Source organism: Gelidibacter sp., assembly GCF_035515035.1.
Classification (GTDB): Bacteria; Bacteroidota; Bacteroidia; order Flavobacteriales; family Flavobacteriaceae; genus Gelidibacter.
Window position 1 is genome coordinate 1 of record NZ_DATJCA010000156.1, and the last position, 25,281, is coordinate 25,281.

At 36.5% G+C, this 25,281-nt stretch carries 22 protein-coding genes and 1 tRNA gene; 10 read left to right on the forward strand and 13 right to left on the reverse strand.

The features are described 5' to 3' along the window. Together VLZ86_RS12990 and VLZ86_RS12995 are read right to left on the reverse strand one after the other, a co-directional pair. Window positions 1–685, reverse strand: a 685-nt coding sequence (locus VLZ86_RS12990) for a glutamine synthetase III (protein WP_325452018.1), incomplete at its 3' end; no start/stop codon positions are given. Between the two features lie 127 nt (window positions 686–812). Further along, window positions 813–1,760: a calcium/sodium antiporter gene (locus tag VLZ86_RS12995; protein ID WP_325452020.1), complete on the reverse strand. Its 948-nt coding sequence runs from the start codon at window positions 1,758–1,760 to the stop codon at window positions 813–815. Window positions 1,761–2,143: 383 nt separating this feature from the next. On the opposite strand from VLZ86_RS12995, the gene VLZ86_RS13000 reads away from it, so the two are divergent. From VLZ86_RS13000 to VLZ86_RS13010, 3 genes are all read left to right on the forward strand, one after another. After that, a complete protein-coding gene (locus VLZ86_RS13000; protein WP_325452022.1) occupies window positions 2,144–3,028 on the forward strand; it encodes a hypothetical protein in 885 nt (294 codons plus the stop codon). 176 nt (window positions 3,029–3,204) lie between these two features. After that, window positions 3,205–3,600, forward strand: a complete 396-nt coding sequence (locus VLZ86_RS13005) for a BlaI/MecI/CopY family transcriptional regulator (RefSeq protein WP_325452024.1) — start codon at window positions 3,205–3,207, stop codon at window positions 3,598–3,600. Between the two features lie 2 nt (window positions 3,601–3,602). Then, window positions 3,603–5,486: a M56 family metallopeptidase gene (locus tag VLZ86_RS13010; RefSeq protein WP_325452026.1), complete on the forward strand. Its 1,884-nt coding sequence runs from the start codon at window positions 3,603–3,605 to the stop codon at window positions 5,484–5,486. Between the two features lie 73 nt (window positions 5,487–5,559). Here VLZ86_RS13010 and VLZ86_RS13015 read toward each other — a convergent pair whose 3' ends face one another. Then, window positions 5,560–7,548 carry an endonuclease gene (locus VLZ86_RS13015; protein ID WP_325452028.1) on the reverse strand — a complete coding sequence of 663 codons (1,989 nt, stop codon included), beginning with the start codon at window positions 7,546–7,548 and terminating at the stop codon, window positions 5,560–5,562. 618 nt (window positions 7,549–8,166) lie between these two features. Here VLZ86_RS13015 and VLZ86_RS13020 point away from each other — a divergent pair. The 5 genes from VLZ86_RS13020 (at window position 8,167) to VLZ86_RS13040 (ending at window position 13,111) form a co-directional block, all read left to right on the forward strand. Then, entirely contained in the window at window positions 8,167–8,319 is a 153-nt protein-coding gene (locus tag VLZ86_RS13020; protein WP_325452030.1) for an SsrA-binding protein, read from the forward strand. A gap of 65 nt (window positions 8,320–8,384) precedes the next feature. Beyond that, entirely contained in the window at window positions 8,385–9,626 is a 1,242-nt protein-coding gene (locus VLZ86_RS13025; protein ID WP_325452032.1) for a DEAD/DEAH box helicase, read from the forward strand. A 211-nt stretch (window positions 9,627–9,837) separates the two neighbouring features. Next, a complete protein-coding gene (locus VLZ86_RS13030) occupies window positions 9,838–10,821 on the forward strand; it encodes a hypothetical protein (protein ID WP_325452034.1) in 984 nt (327 codons plus the stop codon). 5 nt (window positions 10,822–10,826) lie between these two features. Continuing rightward, window positions 10,827–11,186 carry a DoxX family protein gene (locus tag VLZ86_RS13035; RefSeq protein WP_325452036.1) on the forward strand — a complete coding sequence of 120 codons (360 nt, stop codon included), beginning with the start codon at window positions 10,827–10,829 and terminating at the stop codon, window positions 11,184–11,186. A gap of 50 nt (window positions 11,187–11,236) precedes the next feature. Further along, window positions 11,237–13,111, forward strand: coding sequence for a M1 family metallopeptidase (locus VLZ86_RS13040; RefSeq protein WP_325452038.1), 1,875 nt, complete (start codon window positions 11,237–11,239; stop codon window positions 13,109–13,111). A 19-nt stretch (window positions 13,112–13,130) separates the two neighbouring features. On the opposite strand, the gene VLZ86_RS13045 is transcribed toward VLZ86_RS13040, so the two are convergent. From VLZ86_RS13045 to idi, 6 genes are all read right to left on the reverse strand, one after another. After that, window positions 13,131–13,814 carry a M15 family metallopeptidase gene (locus VLZ86_RS13045; RefSeq protein WP_325452040.1) on the reverse strand — a complete coding sequence of 228 codons (684 nt, stop codon included), beginning with the start codon at window positions 13,812–13,814 and terminating at the stop codon, window positions 13,131–13,133. Between the two features lie 240 nt (window positions 13,815–14,054). Further along, a tRNA-Thr gene (locus tag VLZ86_RS13050) sits at window positions 14,055–14,128 on the reverse strand. A 56-nt stretch (window positions 14,129–14,184) separates the two neighbouring features. Continuing rightward, a complete protein-coding gene (locus VLZ86_RS13055; protein WP_325452042.1) occupies window positions 14,185–14,454 on the reverse strand; it encodes a hypothetical protein in 270 nt (89 codons plus the stop codon). Window positions 14,455–14,529: 75 nt separating this feature from the next. Beyond that, window positions 14,530–15,501, reverse strand: coding sequence for a type I phosphomannose isomerase catalytic subunit (locus VLZ86_RS13060; RefSeq protein WP_325452044.1), 972 nt, complete (start codon window positions 15,499–15,501; stop codon window positions 14,530–14,532). Window positions 15,502–15,570: 69 nt separating this feature from the next. Next, complete coding sequence (locus tag VLZ86_RS13065) at window positions 15,571–15,981, reverse strand: 6-carboxytetrahydropterin synthase (protein WP_325452045.1); 411 nt, start codon at window positions 15,979–15,981, stop codon at window positions 15,571–15,573. A 2-nt stretch (window positions 15,982–15,983) separates the two neighbouring features. After that, complete coding sequence (idi, locus tag VLZ86_RS13070; protein ID WP_325452046.1) at window positions 15,984–16,505, reverse strand: isopentenyl-diphosphate Delta-isomerase; 522 nt, start codon at window positions 16,503–16,505, stop codon at window positions 15,984–15,986. A gap of 126 nt (window positions 16,506–16,631) precedes the next feature. On the opposite strand from idi, the gene VLZ86_RS13075 reads away from it, so the two are divergent. Then, complete coding sequence (locus tag VLZ86_RS13075; RefSeq protein ID WP_325452048.1) at window positions 16,632–18,221, forward strand: peptide chain release factor 3; 1,590 nt, start codon at window positions 16,632–16,634, stop codon at window positions 18,219–18,221. Window positions 18,222–18,333: 112 nt separating this feature from the next. Here the strand turns inward: VLZ86_RS13075 and VLZ86_RS13080 are convergent, their stop codons facing one another. Further along, the gene (locus VLZ86_RS13080) at window positions 18,334–21,111 is read right to left on the reverse strand and encodes an outer membrane beta-barrel protein (protein ID WP_325452049.1); all 2,778 of its coding nucleotides are present in this window, start codon (window positions 21,109–21,111) and stop codon (window positions 18,334–18,336) included. Between the two features lie 91 nt (window positions 21,112–21,202). Further along, window positions 21,203–22,507, reverse strand: a complete 1,305-nt coding sequence (der, locus tag VLZ86_RS13085) for a ribosome biogenesis GTPase Der (protein ID WP_325452051.1) — start codon at window positions 22,505–22,507, stop codon at window positions 21,203–21,205. 79 nt (window positions 22,508–22,586) lie between these two features. Here der and VLZ86_RS13090 point away from each other — a divergent pair, with 79 nt between their 5' ends. Further along, window positions 22,587–23,093: a GTP-binding protein gene (locus VLZ86_RS13090; protein ID WP_325452053.1), complete on the forward strand. Its 507-nt coding sequence runs from the start codon at window positions 22,587–22,589 to the stop codon at window positions 23,091–23,093. A gap of 286 nt (window positions 23,094–23,379) precedes the next feature. Here VLZ86_RS13090 and era read toward each other — a convergent pair whose 3' ends face one another. Then, complete coding sequence (gene era, locus VLZ86_RS13095) at window positions 23,380–24,258, reverse strand: GTPase Era (RefSeq protein WP_325452055.1); 879 nt, start codon at window positions 24,256–24,258, stop codon at window positions 23,380–23,382. Window positions 24,259–24,294: 36 nt separating this feature from the next. After that, complete coding sequence (locus VLZ86_RS13100) at window positions 24,295–25,257, reverse strand: YihY/virulence factor BrkB family protein (protein WP_325452057.1); 963 nt, start codon at window positions 25,255–25,257, stop codon at window positions 24,295–24,297. Window positions 25,258–25,281: the final 24 nt, after the last annotated feature.

Consider the following 25,281-nt stretch of genomic DNA (forward strand, 5'->3'; position numbering starts at 1 on the left):
GTCTTGAGGCCGCAAGTGCACTGTCAATTAAAAAATATTCCTGTTCCCAACCTAAGGAAGTGTTCACCTTTTTTACATTCTTGTCAAAATATTTACACACTGCAACAGCCGCCGTATCCATGGCGTATAAAGCTCTTAAAAGTGGTGTTTTATAATCTAATGCTTCTCCGGTATATGAAACAAACACCGTTGGGATACATAAGGTGGTACCGTAGATAAATGCTGGAGAAGTTGGATCCCAAGCCGTGTAGCCACGAGCTTCAAAAGTATTTCTAATGCCACCATTAGGAAAGCTGGACGCATCAGGCTCCTGTTGAACCAATTGTGATCCACCAAACTTTTCAATAGCCAATCCGTTTCCAATAGTTTCAAAAAACGCATCGTGTTTTTCAGCGGTAGAGCCCGTTAAGGGTTGAAACCAATGTGAATAATGGGTCGCCCCTTTAGAAATGGACCACTCCTTCATTCCTGTCGAAATATGATCGGCTACAGAACGATCTATCTTTGCTCCGGTTTCCACAGCTGCCATAACGCTATTAAAAGCTTCTTTCGTTAGAAACTGCCGCATGGTTGCTTCATTAAAAACATTGTCGCCAAAAATTTCTGAGCGGCGTTTCGTTTCATCTATGTGAACTGGTTTGCGATCAAGGGTTTTTTTAATTGCGTGAAATCTTAAAGTGGACATAATTATATATTTAATGAAAATTATATCGCAAAAATAAAGAAAACTGAACACAAATTGGAGTACACCCTAAAATAAATAGGGTCAAGAAGCAAAAATTATGATATTCTTAGCAATAGCCCCTCTAATTTTATATGTAGAAGGCTAAAAAGATGAAGACGAGATAAGATGCTAGCAAAATAAATCCTTTTAACCTTCCTAATTCAAATTTTTTAGGCAGGAAAATCATTGGGAGCAAAACAAAAGCAAATGCAATCATCCAGATCATGTCACTACTTAATATTTTAGGACTATTTACTGCAATAGGCTGAATCATTGCCGTTAGACCAAGCACAGAAGCTATATTAAAAATATTGGATCCAATTAAATTCCCTAAAGAAATCGCTTTCTCCTTTTTCAACGCTGCAATGACAGAGGCGGCCAATTCCGGAACACTTGTACCGATGGCTACCATCGTAACCGAGATCACCCGTTCACTTACACCTAGTGAGACTGCCATCTCCTTAGCTCCAAAAACCAACCACTCACTACCAAAATAAAGTGCCAGTGCACCTATAAGCAACCAAACGGTGAGTTTAAAGCCAGAGGTTACCTGAAGTGTTTCATCTATATCTCCAATTGGCGTATCCGGTTCTTGTTTAGAGCGCCTGATCAATACGACAAGAAAAATAACCAACGAAAGCATCAAGGCAGCGCCTTCCCATCGGTCTAAAACATCACCACTCTGCAACATGAAATAGAGCACCACTGACAATAACATCATCATTGGCCAATTAAGCTTGTAAAAATTCTTATCAACCGTCAACGGCGAAATCAGTACAGTAATCCCCAAAACCAAACCGATATTAGCAATATTGGAACCTATCACATTTCCTAATGCAATGTCTGAAGACCCATCCAATGCGGCCTGTAAACTGACTAAAAGTTCTGGTGCAGATGTCGCAAACGAAACAACGGTCATACCTATGACCAATTTGGAGATGTTAAATTTTAAAGAGAGTGCTACTGCGGCGCGTACTAAAAACTCGCCACCAACAACTAACAGAATCAATCCTAATACCACCCAAACTAAACTCATAAATTATTTTTTTTGCGAAGATACTACATTCAGATTACGAGAAAAGCATTGAAGTTTATGAAAATTAAAAAAAATTACAGTCAAATACACTGTTATCCAATGAAGGATCAAGACCGTTTCACTTATAGAATAAAGACTTTATTGTAAAAAATTGACAATTCCGTTTGTATAAATTAAAAGTGCCTAATCTCTGACCATAGAAATAGTTTCTAAAAAGTAAAGTGCATTTTGAAAACATTAGAAAATCCACATCCGGTATTTGGCATTACTTTTTTGACACATTCTTCTGATTTTCACAGTCATTAACATTCTAAACAAAAGTTTCGTTAAACTTTTTTATCGTATTTAGTAAAATAATAATTTTGAGTAAAAACAAAATAAAAATGAAAACCGCTAAATTTATTAAAATCGGATTGGGCGTGATCTTTTTGGCTTTAATGAGCATTATTTCTTTAAAAACTTTCGCCCGTAAATCAGAACCTTCTGCTGTTGTAAAACATGAGGTGTCCGTTCTTAAAAACACATCTCTTAATGAAAATACGTCAATCACGATTGACAGTAATACTTCAGACTCAGAATTTGAAGACATCCAAAAATTACTTAAAGAACAACAGATTACCGCATCCTTTACCCTTATAGAACGCAACGATACGGGCGAAATTACAGGTATTAAAATTGAGCTTACAGATGCCAACGGAAATCAAGCGGTGAGTCAAATGTCTAGTAATGTTCCCATCCCACAAATTGTGTTCGGAAAAAAAGACGGGACGCTTTATATTACCAGAAGCAGTAAAGAACAAGGTGCGATGGCATTTTTTAACCGCCCCAATATGGCGCCTTTTGGTTTTAATATCGATTCTTTAGGAATGTCCGGAATGCCTCACTTTGGAAATTTCAATTTTGATGATTTTTTTAATGATAAGGATCAGTCCTTCTTTTTAAATGGACAAACCTTGAATTTGGACGAATTAAGAGAACAGATGAAGAAACAAATGGAATCCAGCGGATTTTTGGGTAATAATCTTTCTTGGTTTTTTGACGATAAAAATGGATCAGGATCCAACAAATTTATTTTTAAAGACGATCCAAACTCCAATAAGCTCATAATAATTGACGGAGACGAATCGGATTTTAAAACTTTGGATCAATTGTCCAAATCTGATAATTTAAAAACTGTTGATCATCTCCAACCAGATACAGCCGTTAGTATCTATGGCAAAAAAGCAAAAGACGGCGCTATTATTGCCACAACCAAAAACAACAAGTAATTTTAAATTCCTGATAAACCAAACACACCCAAAGCGGTGTGTTTTTTTATTTAATACTATTCAAAAACTAAATATTTCGTTAAACAACTGTATAAATAGTTATATAACTACAAAAATAGTTATATTTGAATTTCTAAATAAATACACTCATTTTTGAGAATGAAAAAAAACAGTTTATGCAAAAGCTCACTAATAAAGAAGAGGAAATTATGCACATCATCTGGAAGCTTGAAAAAGCTTTCGTGAAAGATGTCATGGCAGAGATCAAAGACGATCAACCTCACTACAACACCTTATCAACTATCATCAGAAATTTGGAAGAGAAAGGTTATGTGAGTTATCAAGCCTACGGAAAGACGCATCATTACTACCCTATTGTTAGTAAGGAAGCTTACAAAAAACGTTTTATGAGTACTGCTATTGAAAATTATTTTAATAACTCGTATAAGAATGTGGTGTCGTTTTTCGCAAAGGAAGAAAAAATAAGTGTTGATGAACTTAAGGAAATCATTGCCTTAATTGAGACGAAAAATGCCCAAGGAAAAGATTCCGAAAAATCAGAAACACTCTAATTATGGCCTATTTATTAAAATCGAGCGCGTTGTTAGCTGTTTTTTACTTGTGCTACATGTTGTTTTTGCAGCGTGAAACTTTTTTTAATGCGAACCGATGGTTTTTAATCCTGGGATTGTTCACTTCCATTCTATTTCCATTATTGGTGATCCCTATCTATGTAGAAATGCCGGCAGCATCTTCTGGTGGATTTAGCATGATTTCGACATCCGTTCAAACCAGCCCAGAGCCATATTTTGATCTGACCACCTTATTGATGTGGATTTATGCCCTTGGCGCAAGTTTCTTTTTGGGCCGATTACTCATCCAATTCTTTTCATTATTGACAATCATCAAAACTAACGACAAGAAAAAAATTGGAAAGTACACCTTTGTAAAGTCCTCACAGAATATAACGCCTTTCTCATTTTTTAAATGGATTGTTTTTAATCCAAAACTGTTTAACGAAGAAGAACTGAAACTCATTCTACAACACGAAAAGATCCATGCTTCTCAAAACCACAGCATAGATACCGTTTTAATGGATCTTGCCACTGCTTTATTTTGGTTTAATCCCTTTATCTGGTTGTACCGGAAAGCACTCAAACAAAACTTAGAATTCATTGCGGACCATTACACTCAAAAGCAATCTCAAAGTAATAAACGTTATCAAAAGCTCTTGCTTAAAACTAGTTTGCCAGAGCACGATTTAATTTTTATCAACACTTTTTATAACTCAACAATCCGCCTGAAAGTATTTGGAAAGCAAGTCACGCTTTTCCCCGCTTTCGGACAAGTCAAAAAACGAATCGTCATGCTACAGAAATCAAAATCAAACCCTATGAACACTTGGAAATACAGTATTATCCTGCCATTATTAGTCATTTTTGCCATGACTTTTAATACCGAAACTATCGCACAAACCTCAGATAATCCCAAAAAAATCGTAAAAGAAGATCAACAAAACATTTTAAAATTTGTGGTGACCAAAGACACCAAGGACCAACAGCTTGATTTCATCAAAGAGAAACTTACTGAAAAAGGAGCTACCATCTCTTTTAAGAATGTGAAGCGGAATACAAAAAACGAGATTACTGGAATCAAGGTGGCGTATAACCATGAACATACAAAGCTAGTTCATTCTAAAAAATTATCCGAACCTATTGAGCCTTTCGAAATTTCGATGAATCCTTCCACTGGAAAGATTGATATGGGTGAGCAAACTCATGGTCTAAGCCAGACCTTTAAAATTGAAACAGATGAAGATGGACAAGTAATAATCTCAGAGCCTTCTAATAATTCTAAAGAGAATTCCTTCCGAATTATTAGCAACAATACAAACAAAAACTCTACAAATAAGGACACCATATACATTGAAAATACAACTGGAAAAGTTAGCTATAAAAATACTATTGACGAAAACAATAAAGTTATAAGTGTTAAAAAAACAAATAACGAAACTTATATTTTTAAAGAGAATGAGAATCCGCCATTAATCTTTTTAGATGGAAAGGAGATCCAAAATGATGAAATGGACACCATTGATCCAGACTCTATTCTTAATATTCAAATTTTAAAAGATAAAGCTGCCACAAAAAAGTATGGCGAAAAAGGTGAGCATGGGGTGATTCTTATTACCTCCAAAAAAGATGGTTTTTCAAAAACTGAAGATAGAGAAATAATCATCATCACCACAGATGAAAATCAAAAGTCGAACTCAACATCAAATAATGGAACAAGACCTTTATACCTTATGGATGGCAAAGAAATTTCGAAAGATGAAATGGAAGCTATTGACCCGAAAATCATTGAAAGTGTTGATGTTTTAAAGAATGAAGCTTCAACTAAAAAGTACGGAGAAAAAGGCAAGAATGGTGTTGTCCTTATCACAACAAAAAAGAAATAACTGAGATTAAAGTCCATTAAGTTAGCCTAAATTCAACTCTGAGTTTGGGCTTTCTCTATGACATTCTTGTCTGTCACTCGACCACAATCTTTTTGGTCAAGGATTTTCCTTGTGATTCCAATCGCATCAGATATATACCTGATGACAAGTCAAAATCGAAGGATAGATTCAATGACACATCTTCAGTCGTCCGATGCTGCATCACTTTACGACTATCTAGACTAAAAACTTCTATTAGCGTATCATTATTAATTCCTGAGATGTAAAGTCGGTCTCTAGTTGGAATGGGATGAACTCTAAGATGAAGTACTTTGTCATCTTTCAAACTCAATGCCTGATTCCAAATCTGTCCTCCCCTATTGCCCCAAATATATTCCAACAATTCAGGCTGATCGATAAAGGGGTTTCTATTAATTTGCCAAGTATAGATGATATTGTTGCGGTTCATTTCAAAATCGTCAGGTGGATCATTTCGGTGCCATTCCAATAATGTTTCCAGGTCTCCCAACTCCCCTACCGTACCTTCAGGAAATCCATTGACAATTTCAAGTCCGTTGTAACGTAAAGCCAAATAAAACACACCACGTGCCACATCGCCTCTAAACTTGCCTAAAGTCCCTTTTGGCCCGTTGTACTGTCCGTAATGCAAATTACTTCGCCTGGTGTTTTCGCGAGAATCTGCCGCGCGCAAGGCATGTGCATCACTGTTTCCATGGCGAAGGGAATCGGCATTGGTATCCCAGTATATCTCCTTGCCATCGAAAATCTCATCCAATTCAATACTATAAAATCGACCTCTGCTTCGCGGATAGGTATGCTCTCGATTCCATTTACCAAGACTTTCACTCGTCGTTTGAAAATCCAATTTAGGGCGTGCAATTTCAGAATACACCAACCACACTTGGTTACTGTGTTCAGGATTTTGATCGGCCTCTTTTAAAATATCAATAACATCAGCATAGGTTTGCGCCCTGACCACCCCTTCCTCTGCTATGATATCTTGGATAGCCTGTTTTAAATCTGAATCCGCCAAACCATCCAAACTGTCGTAATAGTCGGAAGGCTGCGTGCTTTTGACCATTCCAAAAGTGGGATTAATAGGCGTTCCAAAAGCGGCAGTAGTAAAATCATCATCAACAACTCTAATCTCCAGATGATTATTCAACACCAAAAATATTGACGGAAAATTAGAAAGAGTCACCTTCATGACTTCATCACCTTCATCTTCATCGTCATCAATAATGGTGATCGTGGTTGTTACGGTATTCATGCCGCTGAGAATTGTCAAAAACGTATCACCGGTAAAATCTGAGGCATTAAAACCATAGTTATCCAAACTTAAACTGAATGTGAGATCCTCTGTCACATGTTGTTCTGTAGTAAACGTGATATCCAAACTATCGCCTTCATGATATTGCGTTTCTGCAATACTGATCCAAATACCATTAAGAGCAATTCCAGAACCATCGTTCAATTGCCTTGGTGTAGGCGTTGTCGTCATATAGGTGACAACGCCATCCTCATCCACAAAACGCTGAATGGAGTCCGTATTGTTGTTGGGGCCTTCGTTGATCTGTTGGATCTCCGGATTAAATTCCCTAAAAATATCCAATAGACCAGTGGCATTCGGATCGTTCGTGCCATATACCAACACATCAACCAAATCGTCATTCACATAAGCCAAAGTTTGATCAGGAAAATCCTCATAATTCCCACGATAGAGCGCCACCGCATCAGGACCATTTTGAATTACGGAAATTGGAATTAAATATTGAGGTGTTGGAACCACAAATTTACTTCCAATAAGCAATAATCCGTTAATATCAGTTTCATAGCCAGCTAAATCCAGTGCTAAATAGTTCGTATTGCCACCAGACGCAGACCCATTAAAAAACACCAAAATATAACCATCCAGCGGAAAGTTTGGTCCTTCAGAGAGAAGTTCAACAAACTCCTTGTCGTCGATACTTGGCGTATCACTATCCATTTCATTAATGACCACTTGCGCATAGGTTATCGTTGAAAAAAACAGATAAAGCAGAATTAAAGCTATGTATTTCATTATGAGGTTTTTAATAAAGATACATCACAGACACATATGAAAAACATTCGCACTTAATAAACAGTGAATTTAACAATATGTGAATTCATAAAAGTTTAGGCAAGAGCTCATCAGCAAGATGGAAACACGAAAACGGCATGTCTTTGGGATAAATTTCCTCTTAATTTTCAAAAATGGCCATAAATACACCCTTCTAGACTAACAGTACGAAATAAAATCATGAGTTTAATATTACAGAAAGGAACCTTGAATAAGATAATTTATGCATATATGAAATGATTATGATTATTCCAATTACAAATTTAAAGTCAAATTCATTAATATCCAGTAGAACATTAGAAAAATCATTTTTAAAACCTATATATTGAAAAGACAATTGCAATTCGATACAAAATACTAACCTTTAAAACACTACTATTATGATCACACTTACCAAAATTATAATCGCCATTATTTTTTCGATTAGTTAAAATGAAAAAACTAAGTAAAACTCAGTCTAGAATGAGTTTTAACCTTAGTTTTAACGAAACAACTTTCTTTTTAATAATTTTCAGGACTTAAATTTCTATCTTTGTTATCGTTGGGACATAAAAGCATCAACTTTACAAGCAGGTCACTATGAAAAGAAGCTTTTTTAAATTTTTGGCAAAGATCAATAAAACACTACTTCCTAGCTATTCAAAACGCCAACTTGATCTTTCAAAAGCTTCCAAACTACAATTGGCAATCATTGGGTGGCGCGTATTTGTGACAAAAAATGCTCTAGATTAAAAGCGCATCTACCATCCTTAAGTTTCCACTATATTTTCTGCTATCTTTGCAGAAAATAATTATAAATGTCATTTAAGGACTTACAACTCAATAAACTCATCTTAAAAGCAGTAGCCGAATCTGGATACCAAACTCCCACTTTAGTGCAAGAAAAGACCATCCCATTGGTTTTGGCCAAAAAAGATGTGATTGCCTCTGCTCAAACGGGAACGGGTAAAACCGCTGCATTTGCACTTCCAATTTTACAACTTCTTTTTGACCATCAAGACGAAGCAAAAAAAGCTAAGAAAATCAGGGCGCTTATTATTAGTCCAACACGAGAATTGGCCATTCAAATTGCCCAAAACTTTAAGACTTATAGTGCTTATACCAATTTAAAAACCATGGTAATTTTTGGTGGGGCTTCCATTGATCCGCAAATTGACCTTCTTAAAAAAGGCGTTGACATTGTTATTGCCACTCCTGGGCGGTTGCTCGATTTGCATAAACAAGATCAAATCAATTTGGACCACATCGAAATTTTAGTCTTGGATGAAGCCGATTTGATGCTGGATATGGGTTTTATAGATGAAGTTTCAAAAATTGAGCGTTTGTGTCCGGAAGAAAAGCAAACTTTGCTTTTTTCCGCGACCATGCCTTTCAAGGTAGAACAACTGGCTAACTCCATTTTAAAGTCGCCAGAGCGTGTGGAGGTAACACCCACTTCATCTGTGACAAAAAACGTGAGCCAAGTGCTGTATTATGTACCAAAACAGGACAAAATAGAATTGTGCCTTCATCTCTTGCGCAATACCATCAAAGGCAATATTCTCATTTTTAGACGCACGAAATTTGGAGTGGAAAAACTTGAGCAGACCCTGATAAAAAATGGATATAAGGTAGAGAGTTTTCATGGCGATAAAACCCAAAGTGATCGACAGGCTGCGCTTAGTAAATTCAAACATGGCGAGGCCAATATTCTTATCGCCACAGACGTTGCCGCAAGAGGCATTGATATCAATGAGCTGGACGCCGTGGTCAACTTTGATATACCAAACGTACCCGAGACTTACGTACATCGTATTGGAAGAACGGGACGTGCAGAACATTTTGGCAACTCGTATTCCTTCTGTTCTGCGGATGAAAAAGACTATGTCAAAAACATTCAGAAATTGATCAACATACAGATTCCTGTTGAAGAAAATCATCCTTATCCTTTAGATCCTAAAGCGAAACCAATAATTCATACCTCTAAAAAAACAGGAAGTAAACATAAAAAAGGGCGCAAAGGGCAAGGGTCAAAAAGCAATAAGAAACGTTGGTATTAAATAAAGTGGGAAGTTGGTTGCGGGAAGATTAAAGTTTGAAACTATAACATAAAACGGTTAACATTTTGTTAGCCGTTTTTTTATTAATAAATGTATCTTTAAAGTCTTGAACTTTAGAAAGCAACTCTTAAATAAAAAATTGAAATGTTTGTATACAAATTTTAAGATTGATAGCTTTTAAAAAATAAGTCGTATTAAAGACAATACCCCTATGAATTACAAATCCCCACCGTTTTATTTGTTACTATTTTATGTGAGTATAAGTTTTGCTCAAACCACGATAAAAGATGAACAAACCAATTACCCGGTGTCTTACGCTACGGTCTCCTTTAACAATGGAAATGGTTTATTTGCAAACGATGAAGGACAATTTATCTTTACAAAAAAACTTTATCCAGATATTGATACCCTTTATATTTCTGCTTTAGGCTATAAAGACCTTAAGGTGGCGACAGCAAACTTACCTGAATTAATACTAATGCATACGGAGGTGAATGCTTTGGATGAAGTGTTAATTACCACAAAAATAGATAGGAAATTCAAGGTGGAAGACATCAAACCTTATTTAGATGATGAATATCACCATTGTTGGCTGCCCACGATAGAATCTGAAATTGCTGTTTTTTTCAATAATCCGGACGAGGCATTAAAGAAAATCACCAAAGTACACTTCCCTATTACCCTAGAGTCTAAGGATTGGGATAAACGAAAACGTTCCAATGCCGATAAAAAGCCTTTTTCGACCTTGTTTAAGGTGAAATTCTACAACAATGAAAACGGTCTTCCAGGGAAAGAAATCATCTTTCGAAACATTGTCTTCCGAGCGACTGAGAAAGATGGCGACAAATTTACTTTGGACGTTTCCGATGAAGGTATCTTCATTCCGAAATCAGGTGTTTTTGTATCCTTACAAGTTCTTGGCTATACGGACGATAAAGGCAAATTATTGTCCAACAAAAAATACAAGGAAATCAAATCCAATGATGGCAGCATTATAAAGATCCCAACCAATTTCAGGCCGCTTCTACCTTTTACCGATAAGATTTCAGGGCATAAAACCTACGTTAAACGTGTTTTTGTCAATGATAATAAATGGACACGATTTGAAAGGGGCAAAAACTTCCAATCGACCCTTCTCCAATTAGGATTAAACAATTACGGCATCGGGCTCACTTTTAATGTATATAAAGACTAAAATTTATGATATATCCTTGGCATCTTTACTTCATGGCATCAATCTATATTTTTGCCGGCATCATGCATTTTATCAGGCCTAAAATGTATTTGCGCATCATGCCAAGATATTTACCCAATCCTAAACTTTTGGTCATCCTAAGCGGGATAGCAGAGATATTTTTAGGTATAGGCCTGTGTTTCCCGGAAACAAAAAACCTTGCCATATCAGGTATTATAGCAATGCTCGTTGTATTTCTAATCGTGCATTATTATATGTTAACAAGCAAAAAAGCAGGGGCTGGAATTCCAGTATGGATTTTACTATTGCGAATCCCTTTACAATTCGGATTAATGTATTGGGCATTTTGGTATTTCCAACTCTAATTTCAACCAATAAAATATTATCTTAGATCACTAAATTGTATAAAATTGCCATGAACACTCCAAAAGCTTTATTTTATTTAATATTATTTATTATGGCGGGCTGCGCACAACCTAAAGAAGAGAAAGCAATTGTTTACAGTTATGTGGAAGAGCCACACTCTTATGCCAAACCAAATAATGCGTTTATCAACCACTTAAATCTGGATATTACGGTCGATTTTGAAAACGAAATTATAAAGGGAAAAGCTACCTATGATATTGTAAATAATAACAGCACCCAGATAATTTTAGATTCAAAACACTTGGATATTGAGTCTGTGACAGCCGATGGCAAAGAAACCGAATTTTCATTAGGAGCTAAGGACAAAATAATGGGACAACCACTCACCATTACGATTGGAAAAAATACTAAGAAAATAGAAATCGTCTATAAAACCACAAAAGACACCGAAGCTTTACAATGGTTAAAACCCGAACAGACCACCAATAAAACCAAACCTTTTCTATTTACGCAAGGTCAAGCCATCTTAACGAGAACTTGGATACCTATTCAGGATAGTCCGCAAATCCGTATGACCTATGAGGCCAATGTGCAAGTGCCCAAAGGGTTGATGGCCGTAATGAGCGCTGAAAATCCGAAGGAAAAAAATGAAACTGGCCTATACCATTTCCAAATGAAACAAGCCATTCCTGCCTATTTAATTGCATTGGCAGTTGGCGATTTTGGCTATAAAGCGATAAGCGAGCGTACCGGTGTTTATGCTGAAAAAAGCATGCTCAATAAAGCATATGATGAGTTTTCTGATATGGAAAAAATGGTTTCGGCAGCTGAAAATCTTTACGGAGATTATGTTTGGGAACAGTTTGATGTAATCGTTCTTCCCCCGAGTTTCCCTTTTGGTGGGATGGAAAATCCAAGATTGACCTTTGCCACGCCAACGATAATTGCAGGTGACAAAAGTTTAACCTCCTTAATTGCGCATGAGCTCGCACATTCATGGTCTGGTAATCTAGTCACCAACACAACTTGGAACGACTTTTGGATCAACGAAGGTTTTACTGTGTATTTTGAAATGCGCATCATGGAAGCAGTTTACGGGAAAGAACGTGCCGAAATGCTTGCGTTGATCAGCAGACAGGATTTGGATGATGAATTGGAGAATTTAAAAGACACGCCAAATGCCACTAAACTGAAACTCAATTTAAAAGGTAAAAATCCTGACGATGCCATGAACAGCATCGCCTATGATAAAGGTTACCTGTTTTTAAGAACTTTGGAAGAAACTATGGGTCGTGACCAATTTGATGCGTTTCTAAAACAGTACTTCAAGGAACACGCCTTCTCAACCATGACCACAGAGAAGTTTGTGACTTACCTCAACACGAATTTATTAGAAAAAAATAAGATTACTTTTAATACGGATGAATGGATCAACCAGCCAGGCGTTCCAAAAAATCAAGCCCTCATAACTTCTGACAAACTGAAGAATGTCGAAAATATACTTCAAGATTTCATCGTAAATAATGATTTTAACCAAGAGCTTACTAAAGATTGGACCCCTCAAGAATGGGTACATTTCATCAGAAACTTCCCTGCGACCATGACGGCGGAGCAAATGAAAAAACTGGATGATCTATTAAACCTCACCAATTCTTCAAACTCTTATATTCAAATGGTTTGGTATGAGCAGGCTTTAAATCATGATTATCACGGAAAAAACGTGGACACTAAAATTGCGGAATTTCTAAATTCCGTAGGACGTCGTTGGTATGTGGAAACAATTTTCAAAGCCTTCAAGAGAAATAATAGACTGGAAGATGCTTTGAAGATTTACGAGAAGTCACGACCAAAATATCATTCGGTCACTGTGAAAACTATTGATGATTTATTGGGATTTGAGCCTGAAGAAGAAGTGATCAAATAGGACATTAAAATAAAGTGTTCTATTCCACGACAAAATCAAAATAAGTATCTGGAAATGGTTCCCATCTTAAGGTGAAATGCCACCATTCTTTTGGATAATTCCTGAAATTATGTTTTAACATGACATCTTGTAGAATCTGTCGGTTTTGAAGTTGGGCTTCTGTGAGATCGGTATAATCCAACCACGATTGTTCGCCAAAGAAATCATAGGGTCCGCCCATATCCAAAGGTTCTCCAGTATTGGCATCAAGGATGGTCAAATCAATAGTGCTCCCTCTACTATGTCCAGATTTTGAAGCGATATAGCCGTCCCTGAACAAAAACTGCTTGTCGACCTCAGGATAAAACTCACGCTTCTGGATCGTATCTGACAAATCTTTTGACCACGCCACAAAATGATCTACTGCGCGCTGGGGCCGATAGGCATCATAAACTTTTAAACACAGATTTTGGTTTCGGAGATCTTCCTGTACTTTTTTCAAGGCTTTTGTGGCTTCAGTAGAAAAAATCAATTTGTTGGATTTGTACCCTTCAATTGGCTTCCCTACAAAATTATTAGTGGTAAAATACCGTAACTCTACCTCCAGATCAGGAATATGATCTTTAACATATACAAATCCTTCAGGTAATTGTGCTATTGGCGATTTTACAAATGCAAAACTCAAAACTATCAGCACTAAAAGCAATCCTTGGTTTTTCCTCATAGTCATGCTAAGTTAAATAAAATAAACATTATGCGCTTATCCTCAGTTTAAAAAAGACAACGAAGAGACTCAAATTCAGATGGGATGGCGTTTCTAGAAATATTGGATATAAAAAAAGGTAGAAATCTATTTCGAAGTTTAAAGAAACGGCCGATTCTTTCTTAATTTAAAAAGAAAGTAAATTTCATTTTCTAAACTATAAAAAACAAAAAACCTCTCAAAAAGAGAGGTTTTAAAAAGAGCCGATAGAGGGACTCGAACCCACGACCTGCTGATTACAAATCAGCTGCTCTAGCCAGCTGAGCTACATCGGCGTAAGAGACTGCAAATATAATCTTGAAAACCATATTTGCAAATCTTTTAAAATAAATTAATTTAAAGCGTTGATTTTTTCAATCAAAGCATGACCTTTTGTTTCCAATTCAGCATTGATAGCTTTGAAGTGCGCTTTTTTGTTCTCCACTTTTTTCTCATTGACTTTTGCAATCAATTCGTCAAACGTGTTGATGGCTTCGTCAACAATAGCTTCAGTTTTCTTTGTGTCTTTGCCAGTGTTTGCATACTCCCATACATAAGCTGCTTCAATAATATCGCCTAAAACATAATTAATATCCTTTTTTAGGTCTCTAACATTTGCCATTTTTATAATTTTTATAATTTTTACAAAAGTAAACAATTATAACATCCCATGTGTCAGGGATTGTGTATATTTTAACTATACGTAAACCTCCAATAATGTAGCGTCCTTTGAGATGATTTGGTAAGAAGTAATTGCCGCTGGAAGCAAGATGGTCTCTCCTTTTTCAATGACTTCAGAATAATTATCAGTCTTAATTTCAGCCTCTCCTTCCACACATATATAAATAATGAACGAATCGTAGGTATTTTCCTTTTGAAGTGATTGGTCAACTTTTAAATAATTAGTTGTAAAATACTGACAACTCACCATAGGGTTCGATTGATTAGGCTCTTCATTATAGGTTACCCTAAAATTATCTTCCATATCAAATCCAATGGCATCTATAGCCAAATCTGTATGAAGCTCGCGCTCGTTGCCGAAATCGTCTTTTCGATCCCAATCATAAATACGATACGTAATATCACTGGTTTGTTGGATTTCTGCCAACAAAACCCCAGCGCCAATTGCATGCACACGACCTACTTCAATAAAATAAGTATCTCCCGCTTTTACCTTGTCAAAATTGAGGATTTCTGTAAGTGTTTTGTTATTTAGATGTTCAAGATAAAGCTCCGGAGTCATTTTCCGGTTAAAATCTACAATCAAATTGGCATCTTTATCGGCTTGCATTACATACCACATTTCGGTTTTCCCGAAAGAATTATGACGTTTTGCAGCCAATTCGTCATTAGGATGCAATTGAATGGACAAATCTTCCTTGGCATCTATAAACTTGATTAATAGGGGAAACTTATTTCCAAATTGCTTATAGTTCTTTTCTCCAATCAGATCCCCTTTGTAAGTACTCAACAAATGTTTTAAGGATTGGTTCTCCAAACTTCCATTTAAAACGATGGAAGTGTCACCTTCCACATCACTGATTTCCCAACTCTCACCAACATTTGGCAATTGTGAATCTTTATGCAATAAGGTTTTTAATTTTTCACCTCCCCAAATTTTATCTTTAAGGATGGGTTGAAACTTTAAGGGATAGAGCGTGTTTTTCACAATCAATTATTTTTTATTAAGACAATAATTTCCAACGTAGTAGGATGAAATATTATGAATTTTGATGGGTCATTTTCCTGAATAGGTTACAAAATTACGAGGAGTTTCGTATAAGGTAATGGACAGATCAAGTGTTGACTTCAATCTTGGTTTTATTTTGTCATAGATCACAACAGCAATATTTTCGGCGGTGGGATTTAACGTTTTAAATTCTTCCACCTCAATATTCAAATTCTTATGGTCTAAATAATCTTCAATTTCTTCCTTTATGATGTCTTTCAAGACTTTCAAATCCATCACAAATCCGGTTTCATGATCAATACCTCCAGTAACGCTAACGGTCAATTCATAATTATGCCCATGGTAATTGGGGTTACTGCATAAACCAAAAACCTCAGCATTCTTCGCATCGCTCCAGTCCTTTCTAAAAAGTCTATGTGCAGCATTAAAATGTGCTTTTCTGCTAACCGTTACAATCATGATTATCCTCTATTTATATGTTCGTAGAATTTATCAAAAATAATCTTAAACCATTCTGTATAAATCTCTGGCTGTTTTAACATATCTTCTTTAACATCCTCCAAAGGCATCCATTTCCAGTCGGCTACTTCATCAGGATTGATAATTGGATCATCTTCATAATTTCCAATAAGCACGTGGTCAAATTCATGCTCGGTCAAACCATTGTCGAAAGGAGCTTTATAAATGAATGAAATGGTATCTTCCAAATCCGCTACAAAACCCATCTCTTCCTGTAATCTGCGCTTTCCTGCCTGAATATTGGTTTCTCCATCACGTTGGTGGCTACAACAAGTGTTTGCCCAAAGCAATGGCGAATGGTATTTATGTGCTGCGCGCTGTTGCAACATCAGCTCATTTTTATTATTAAAGATAAACACGGAAAAAGCGCGGTGCAAAAGAGCTTTTTCGTGCGCTTCCATCTTTGGCATTAGGCCAATTTGCTCGTCTTTTTCATTAACGAGGATTACTCTTTCTTCAGTCATAGCTCACAAAAATAACAACAAAAGTTATAAAAAGCACCAATGTTAACTTAAAATTAAAATCGGTTAAATTCTTCTACTCAATTTGCCCTCAATAATAGTATCTTTGCATCCCATTTTAAGCAGAATATGAGTTTTAAAAAAGAAATAGAAAGACGACGCACGTTTGGTATTATTGCGCATCCAGATGCTGGAAAAACAACACTTACCGAGAAATTATTATTATTTGGTGGTGCCATTCAAGAAGCTGGTGCGGTTAAAAGTAATAAAATTAAGAAAGGTGCCACAAGTGACTTTATGGAGATTGAACGTCAACGTGGAATTTCTGTTGCAACATCGGTGTTGGCTTTTGAGTATGAAGGCATAAAAATAAATATTCTCGATACACCTGGGCATAAAGATTTTGCCGAGGACACGTTCAGGACCTTAACCGCCGTAGACAGTGTGATTGTCGTGATTGACGTTGCAAAAGGAGTTGAGGAACAGACCGAAAAATTAGTAGAAGTTTGTAGAATGCGAAATATTCCGATGATTGTGTTTATTAATAAACTCGATCGTGAAGGAAGAGATGCTTTTGATTTGTTGGATGAAGTGGAACAAAAACTTGGCTTAAGAGTTGTTCCCATGAGTTTTCCGATAGGAATGGGCTACGATTTTAAGGGTATTTATAATCTTTGGGAGAAAAATATCAATCTCTTTAGTGGCAGTAATCGAAAAAGCATTGAAGAAACTATTGAAATCTCCGACTTAGAATCCAAGGAGATAGACGCTCTTGTTGGAAAAAAAGCCGCCGATACGCTTCGCGAAGAAATTGAACTTGTAGAAGGTATTTACCCAACTTTTGATCGCGATGAATATTTAAACGGAAAACAGCAACCGGTGTTTTTTGGATCTGCCTTGAATAATTTTGGGGTTCGCGAATTATTGGATTGTTTCGTAGAAATTGCCCCAAGACCAAGACCTAAACAAAGTGAAGAGCGATTGGTATATCCGGACGAAAAGGAGTTTACTGGTTTCGTATTTAAAATTCATGCTAATATGGACCCGAACCATCGTGATCGTTTGGCATTTATAAAGATTGTATCGGGCACTTTTGAACGCAACAAAGCGTATCTACACGTTAGAAACAATAAAAAAATGAAATTCTCCAGTCCAAATGCCTTCTTTGCAGAAAAGAAAGAGATTGTGGACATTTCTTATCCTGGCGATATTGTCGGGATACATGATACGGGTAATTTCAAGATTGGGGATACACTTACCGAAGGTGAGAACATCAATTACAAAGGTATTCCAAGCTTTTCTCCCGAGCATTTTAGATATATCAATAATGCGGATCCATTAAAATCAAAGCAACTTTATAAAGGGATCGATCAACTAATGGACGAAGGTGTCGCGCAATTGTTCACCTTGGAACTTAATGGCAGAAAGGTTATAGGAACCGTTGGTGCCTTACAATATGAAGTCATCCAATACCGATTGGAGCATGAATATGGTGCGAAATGTACGTATGAAAACTTAAATGTTTACAAAGCCTGCTGGGTAGAACCGACCGATCCAAAAAGTGACGAGTTCAAAGAGTTTTTACGGGTAAAACATCGGTACTTGGCAAAAGACAAACAAGACCAATTGGTGTTTTTAGCCGATTCTCAGTTTTCATTGCAAATGACGCAACAAACCTATCCAAGTATTAAGTTTCATTTTACTTCGGAATTCAAATAATAAAATTTCAAGAATTTAGGCACCAAATTCCAAAAATTTAATCCAAATACATGCTTCGCACATAGTGATTTTAAATTTGGAATTTGCCTACTTGTCGGCAGACAGGACATTTTTAATCCAATATAAAAAACTCATCCCGTCCACTTTTCCCCTTTGATCCCAAGCTATTGAACTTCCAGCTAAAACTGAGCATAAAATACTGTTCCAATACGGTACTTTGTGAATCTTGGATATAATTATCCGTGGCAATACGTTGGGCATTTGTATTCTGATTCAATAAATCATAAACCTTTAGCGTTATATTTCCATTATCCTTTAAAACGGAATATGCTAAGGATGCATTCCAAAACCAGGCACTTTTCTGAAAACCTTCTGCGACATCTCTATTATAGGTGAAATTGATATCGTTGCGCCACTCCAGTTTTTTTGGCATAAAAGTAGCCGTTCGAATGCCAACACTATGTCTTAAAAAATTTCGATCTTCAAAATCGTCTAGATCATAGCGAGTATTAGTGATTGACAATCGGTAATTAGGTCTTATTTCAAATAAATTCTTCCACGTATAAGAGACTCCAATTGTAGGATTAAGACCAATGCTCATGGCAGCATATTCAATATTATTGTTGAAATTGACCCGATTATTCGCATTTGCTGACAATCCCACGTTTATCTTTACCGTTTGAACGGAGTCTATTTTAAAATCCTTGCTTAAACTAGAACCCAGATATGTGGTATAGTTACCGTTGACATTTGTATAGGTTGTGGTCCGAACAAAATTTTCGTCAACCTGAGATTTTGAAACCACCTGGTCGTCAACAATATAGGCATTAGCATACACGTAAAACCCGCTACCCTTTTGATAATCATAGTTGTTGTAATCCGCACTTATTCGATGTCTTTTTGAAGGACTTAAGCTCGGGTTTCCCGTTATGGTGTTCAAGGGATCCGAAACATCCGTGTATGGTTGTAATTGGGCTATTTCCGGGGTAATGTTTCCTAAATTATAGTAAGCACTAAATGAAGCCATTGCATTGAACTGATAATCAAAATTCGCATTCAGCTCCAAGAAATCGTAAGTTTGATTCAAGCTTAATTCCGGTCTTAATCTGTCGGCATTTTCTAGTCTTGTCAGACTATAACCAGATCCCAAACTCATATTTGCCTTTTCGGAGTTATATACTAATTTAACATTTGGAGTATGCTTATGGTTCTTATTAATAAAATCCGTACTTAAAGTTGTGTTGAAATTAACATAGGATTGAGACTGCTGGTCAAAGTCAAAAGTACTTCTCAAGTCTTTACGCTTATCTATATCATATGCATATTTAAAATCAAGAAACCAACTGTTTGCCTGCAGAGGCAAGCGATAGGTAATCCCTAATCCCAACCTATTGGAAGTCATTTCGCCTTCAGTAAATTGATCTCTTAATATATCGTTGGGATCATTACCATAAATATTGGTCTCTGAATTTAGAAAATCAGAAGAATTATTTGCCGTAATATTGGCATTCATATTTACCCTAAGAAAACTTCCGTCTTTGCCAAAACGCTTGGTCAAATTCAAATTGTTTCCGAAATCCTTACCTATGATTTCTACGAAAGAGTATGTTTTTCCTTGGTTAATTAATGTATAATTTTCATCACTCGAGGTCTCTTCCTTTTCAAAACTATTTTTTGAATTAGAGAAACGGAAGGAAGGTCTCACATTAATTAAAAATGTAGAATCAATTTTGATATCAAAAGCGGTATTTACACTATGAGCTTCTGTATCATTTATTGAATTTGATGAAGAATTGGAAAAATATCTGGAATCAGGTAATATATTTTCACGTTCTACAATAGATGCATTATCTGAATGACTCGATGAATAAAAATAGTCTGCAGAAACATCATTACCTTTTCCTAATTCATCTGCATAATTCACCCCTGCAGTTTGTGATCTTGTGACACCTTGACCACCACCAAAGGACCGTCCATCAATGACAAAGGAATCACTACCGCTAAAACTCACGCTATTCACGGAACCAAACATTTTATGCAGTTCACCAAAACTAAATCCTGCCGAATTAATATTATTTCCGCCAGCCAGCACACTGATGCGCTGTTCATTATCAAAAACATTGATAAGCCCGGCAAACTCATAGCGCTCATCCGTTCCGGCTCCCGCAGCAACCCGTCCGAAAACCCCTTTATTGTTTTCTTCCTTTATGGTTAAGTTTATCGACTTACTCTCCTTATCCCCTTTCTCTCCAGTAAATGCCTCGGCTTTAGATTTTGCGTCTGTGATTTGAACTTTTTCAATGAGATCCTTGGTTAAATTCCTAGTGGTAATTGTTGGATCATTCCCGAAGAATGGTTTTCCGTTCACAAGAATTTCACTCACTTCCTTCCCGTTGATTTTAATAGTTCCATCTTCGTCCACCTCAACTCCCGGAAGTTCTTTTAAAAGATCTTCAACAGTAGCATCTTTTTTGGTTTTAAATGATGCCACGTTAAATTCTAAAGTGTCTTTTTTAATGGTAATTGGCGCTCTAGACCTCACTAAGATTTCATCAAGTACGTTGGCTGTTTTTAGAGGAATAGTTTTTAGGTTGAGAGGATCTTTCCCGATTTTGAGAATTCGCGTATACGTCTCAAATCCGATATAGGAAATAATCAAGTTTAGCGAGTCTTCATAAGTCCTATGGTCCAAAACAAAAGCGCCTTTTTTATCAGATATGGTATAGGTGACCAAAGTAGAGTCTTTAATCGTTTCCAAGTAAATGGTTGCCGATTCCAATGGTGTGTGATCATCTCCCGAAATTAAAGTACCTGAAATTTTAAAAGGTTTACCTTGGGAAAAAGTCATACATGCACACAACAAGGTGAGCACACACAGATATTTCTTCATGCGTTTGATTGATGGTTAGTAGTTTTCAGAACCGAAGATAGAAGAGAAATCCTACACAATCCTTAAAAAAACCATAAATAAAACCACAATTTTACTTTTTCCTCATGTAGATACTGATGGGAACACCATGAAAGTTAAATTCTTCGCGAAGTTTATTTTCTAAAAAACGCTTGTATGGCTCTCTTACATATTGTGGCAAATTACAGAAAAAAGCAAACTGCGGTTGCGGCGTTGGCAACTGCATAATATACTTAATTTTTACGTATTTTCCTTTTAATGCAGGTGGTGGATTATTCTCAATAATTGGCAATAACACTTCATTGAGCTTACTTGTTTTTATTTTTTTAGAGCGATTGTTGAATACTTCAACTGCAGTTTCAATAGCTTTAAAAATACGTTGTTTGTTGAGAACCGAAATGAAGACAATCGGTACGTCTGTAAAAGGCTCGATTTCCTTGCGGATCTGTTTTTCGTAATCCCGAACAGAATTGGTGTCTTTTTCCACCAAATCCCATTTATTGACTAAAATTACAATGCCTTTTCTGTTGCGCTCCGCCAGCCAAAATATATTCTGTACTTGGCCATCAAAACCACGAGTTGCGTCATGCACTAAAATAACCACATCACAATGCTCAATAGCTCTAATGCTTCGCATTACTGAGTAAAACTCCAAATCTTCCTTTACCTTTGATTTACGACGGATTCCCGCAGTGTCCACCAAATTAAATTCAAATCCGAATTGGTTATACTTTGTGTCGATGGCATCTCTGGTCGTACCAGCAATATCAGTAACAATATAACGCTCTTCACCAATAAGGGCATTGATAAAAGAAGACTTCCCTGCATTTGGACGGCCTACAACCGCAAATCTTGGCAACTCACTTTCCTCTTCTTCAACATATTCAGGTAATGCCTTCACCACCGCATCGAGCAAATCTCCAGTACCACTTCCGCTGATACTGGCAATAGTGAAATACTCTCCTAAACCTAACGAATAAAATTCCACAGCATTTTCTGCACGCTTATTATTATCCACTTTATTAACCGCTAAAAATACGGGCTTATTAACGCGTCTCAACAATTTGGCAACATCCTCATCCATACCTGTCACGCCAGTTTCAACATCTACCAAGAAGATGATGACATCAGCCTCATCAATTGCAAGTTCAACTTGTTTATCTATTTCAACTTCAAAAACATCATCACTCCCAACGACGTATCCTCCAGTATCAATGACAGAAAACTCACGGCCATTCCATTCTGATTTTCCATAATGTCGATCTCTGGTTACGCCACTTACGGCATCAACAATGGCTTCCCTCCGTTTGATTAAACGATTAAATAATGTTGACTTCCCTACATTTGGACGACCTACTATGGCTACTATACTACTCATGACTTTTAAATTGTTTGCAAAGGTAGTGTTTCCTTTCTGAAAAAAATAGAGTATTTTTCAAGGCTTTTAAATTATATCTATGTCAATATCAAACGAAATAGTACTGAGACCGCGTTTTAAAATCGAATTAAACCACGGAAACGCGTGTATTCTCAAAACATTTGAAGACGCAAAGGCTACATCTAAAATCTATAAGATAGTCCGGGTTGACGACCATGTTTTTATACGATTGCCTACACATGAACAACAGTTTTGGTCACCACAATTGCATTTGGAAATCACTGCATTAGACGACAAAACTTCCACTCTCCATGGGTTATTTGGACCAAACCCTACTGTTTGGACCATGTTTATGTTTCTTCATTTTTTAGTTGCAGGACTTTTTATTGCTTTTGGAATTTGGACATACACCAACTGGACTTTAAAAAATCCTTATGGGTTCCCATTGGGATTGATGTTACTAATGGTGGTGGTTTGGTTTGGACTTTATTTTGCAGGCCGGTTTGGGAGAGCAAAAGGAAAAGAGGAGATGCACGGACTTTATGATTTTATGGATATGACCTTAAAAACAAATGGATTAATATAGAGGTTATTAAACGGAGGCGCATGGAGTTCGATGGAGTTTTTTTTAAAGCAATTTTGAAATACTTTTTCAAACAGATTCTTGGTAGAGCAGAGCTTGTACTCACTAGCCTCTACCATCTATCCACGAACCTCTACCAACTTATAAGCTATTACACAGAGTTACAAAGGAGCTCAAAGTTCCACAGAGAGCTTTTCAATATAGACGAATCTGTATTTGTCAATCAGTTTTGGATTGAATCGCAACTGGAGACAGAGACTGAATACTGCCGACTATAGACTGAAGACTATTACTGGTTATACCCAAAACGTTTCAACTGCTTCTGGTCACTTCGCCAATTTTTATTGACTTTTACATACAACTCCAAATGGACTTGTTTTCCGAAAAACAGTTCTAAATCTTTTCTAGCTTCCACTCCAACCCTTTTTAAAGCAGCGCCTTTGTGGCCAATGATAATTCCTTTTTGTGTTTCACGCTCTACCATAATAACAGATCGCATTCTGATAATGTCTTCTTCTTCAAAAAACTCCTCCGTATCAATTTCAACAGCGTAGGGAATCTCTTTTTTATAATGGATCAAAATTTTTTCCCGAATGGTTTCATTCACAAAAAAACGTTCTGGCCGATCGGTCAATTGATCTTTTGGATAATATGCAGGCGACTCAGGTAAAAGTTCAATAATTCTGCCAAAAACTTCTTTTACATTAAATCCCTCTAAAGCTGAAATTGGATAAATCTCGGCATTTGGCACTTTTTCAGACCATAATTGTACTTGTGCTTCCAATTGCTCTTGGTCAGATTTATCGATTTTATTCAACAATAACAAAACCGGGATTTTTGAGTTGGTGATTTTCTTGAAGAACGCTTCATCTTTAAGTTCCTGTTCTCCAATTTCCACCATATATATGAGCACATCAGCATCGTCAAAAGCCGATTTCACAAAATCCATCATGGAGGCCTGAAGTTCATAAGCTGGTTTGATAATTCCTGGAGTATCGGATAAAATAACCTGAAAATCATCGCCATTGACAATCCCAAGAATACGATGGCGTGTGGTTTGAGCTTTAGAAGTGATTATAGATAATTTTTCACCCACAAAAGCATTCATCAATGTTGATTTGCCAACATTTGGATTTCCGATAATATTTACAAAACCTGCTTTATGCATCTTAATAATAATTTTTACAAAGATAAGTTTTAAATTTTAAGACGAAGGATTATTCTCAGATGCGTTCCTCTCCATTTCAATCTGTTCAAGCATTTCGGAAAGTGCATAAGAATTGTGTCCGTATTTTTTTGAAAATTCTTTCGTAAACGCTGCTCCATAAAAGAAGATGAGACACGAATACGACACCCAGAGTAAGACTAAAACTATTCCCCCAGCTGCACCATAGGTTGATCCAGGATTGGCAGTTCCAAAATAAAGACCTAATAAATACTTACCCAATGTAAATAAAAGGGCGGTAATAAATGCGCCTATCCATACCGTTTTCCACCTGATTTTTGTGTCTGGCATGTATTTGAACATTAGGGCGAAAAGCGTTGTTACCACGGCCACTGACAACACCAAATCCAACAGATAGGCAACATACAGAACAATATGTGGGAACACTTCTTTTATATAACCGCTCAATACTCCCAAAATCGCCGAAATCATAAAACTAATCAGAAGTAAAAATCCAATGACCAATATAAAGGCAAAGCTTCTGGCACGATCTGTTAGCAATTTTTTTAAACTGAATTTTTCCAATTCTTCTACTTGCCAAATTTTATTGAGTGAAATCTGTAATTGGTAAAACACCCCTGTGGCTCCAAAAATAATACTGGCGATACCTATAAGTGTAGATATGATATTCTTATCGGTATTGAGTGTTTCTGTAATAATGGTTTTAATGATCTCTGCTGCATCCTGTCCCAGAACTTCACTGATTTCTTGGGTTAAATGCCCTTGAACAATTGCTGGACCCCAAATACTGCCAACAACATTGATCAAAATAACAATAAGACCAGGTAAGGACAATACGGAATAATAGGCCACCACGGCGCTCAAACGAAATGGATCCTCATCATTCCAAGTCTTGAAGCTTTTTACAAATAAAGAAGGAAGATGCTTAAGTTTAAAGTTTTCTTCCAAATGCTCTGACTTTATAGGAGATTCTACATCCATTGAAAAACGAAATTTATAGTCTTA

Coding starts and splice junctions, on each gene's coding strand:
- VLZ86_RS12995 (WP_325452020.1), bottom strand. CDS start 1,760: ATGAGTTTAGTTTGGGTGGTATTAGGATTGATTCTGTTAGTTGTTGGT.
- VLZ86_RS13000 (WP_325452022.1), top strand. CDS start 2,144: ATGAAAACCGCTAAATTTATTAAAATCGGATTGGGCGTGATCTTTTTG.
- VLZ86_RS13005 (WP_325452024.1), top strand. CDS start 3,205: ATGCAAAAGCTCACTAATAAAGAAGAGGAAATTATGCACATCATCTGG.
- VLZ86_RS13010 (WP_325452026.1), top strand. CDS start 3,603: ATGGCCTATTTATTAAAATCGAGCGCGTTGTTAGCTGTTTTTTACTTG.
- VLZ86_RS13015 (WP_325452028.1), bottom strand. CDS start 7,548: ATGAAATACATAGCTTTAATTCTGCTTTATCTGTTTTTTTCAACGATA.
- VLZ86_RS13020 (WP_325452030.1), top strand. CDS start 8,167: ATGAAAAGAAGCTTTTTTAAATTTTTGGCAAAGATCAATAAAACACTA.
- VLZ86_RS13025 (WP_325452032.1), top strand. CDS start 8,385: ATGTCATTTAAGGACTTACAACTCAATAAACTCATCTTAAAAGCAGTA.
- VLZ86_RS13030 (WP_325452034.1), top strand. CDS start 9,838: ATGAATTACAAATCCCCACCGTTTTATTTGTTACTATTTTATGTGAGT.
- VLZ86_RS13035 (WP_325452036.1), top strand. CDS start 10,827: ATGATATATCCTTGGCATCTTTACTTCATGGCATCAATCTATATTTTT.
- VLZ86_RS13040 (WP_325452038.1), top strand. CDS start 11,237: ATGAACACTCCAAAAGCTTTATTTTATTTAATATTATTTATTATGGCG.
- VLZ86_RS13045 (WP_325452040.1), bottom strand. CDS start 13,814: ATGAGGAAAAACCAAGGATTGCTTTTAGTGCTGATAGTTTTGAGTTTT.
- VLZ86_RS13055 (WP_325452042.1), bottom strand. CDS start 14,454: ATGGCAAATGTTAGAGACCTAAAAAAGGATATTAATTATGTTTTAGGC.
- VLZ86_RS13065 (WP_325452045.1), bottom strand. CDS start 15,981: ATGATTGTAACGGTTAGCAGAAAAGCACATTTTAATGCTGCACATAGA.
- idi (WP_325452046.1), bottom strand. CDS start 16,505: ATGACTGAAGAAAGAGTAATCCTCGTTAATGAAAAAGACGAGCAAATT.
- VLZ86_RS13075 (WP_325452048.1), top strand. CDS start 16,632: ATGAGTTTTAAAAAAGAAATAGAAAGACGACGCACGTTTGGTATTATT.
- VLZ86_RS13080 (WP_325452049.1), bottom strand. CDS start 21,111: ATGAAGAAATATCTGTGTGTGCTCACCTTGTTGTGTGCATGTATGACT.
- der (WP_325452051.1), bottom strand. CDS start 22,507: ATGAGTAGTATAGTAGCCATAGTAGGTCGTCCAAATGTAGGGAAGTCA.
- VLZ86_RS13090 (WP_325452053.1), top strand. CDS start 22,587: ATGTCAATATCAAACGAAATAGTACTGAGACCGCGTTTTAAAATCGAA.
- era (WP_325452055.1), bottom strand. CDS start 24,258: ATGCATAAAGCAGGTTTTGTAAATATTATCGGAAATCCAAATGTTGGC.
- VLZ86_RS13100 (WP_325452057.1), bottom strand. CDS start 25,257: ATGGATGTAGAATCTCCTATAAAGTCAGAGCATTTGGAAGAAAACTTT.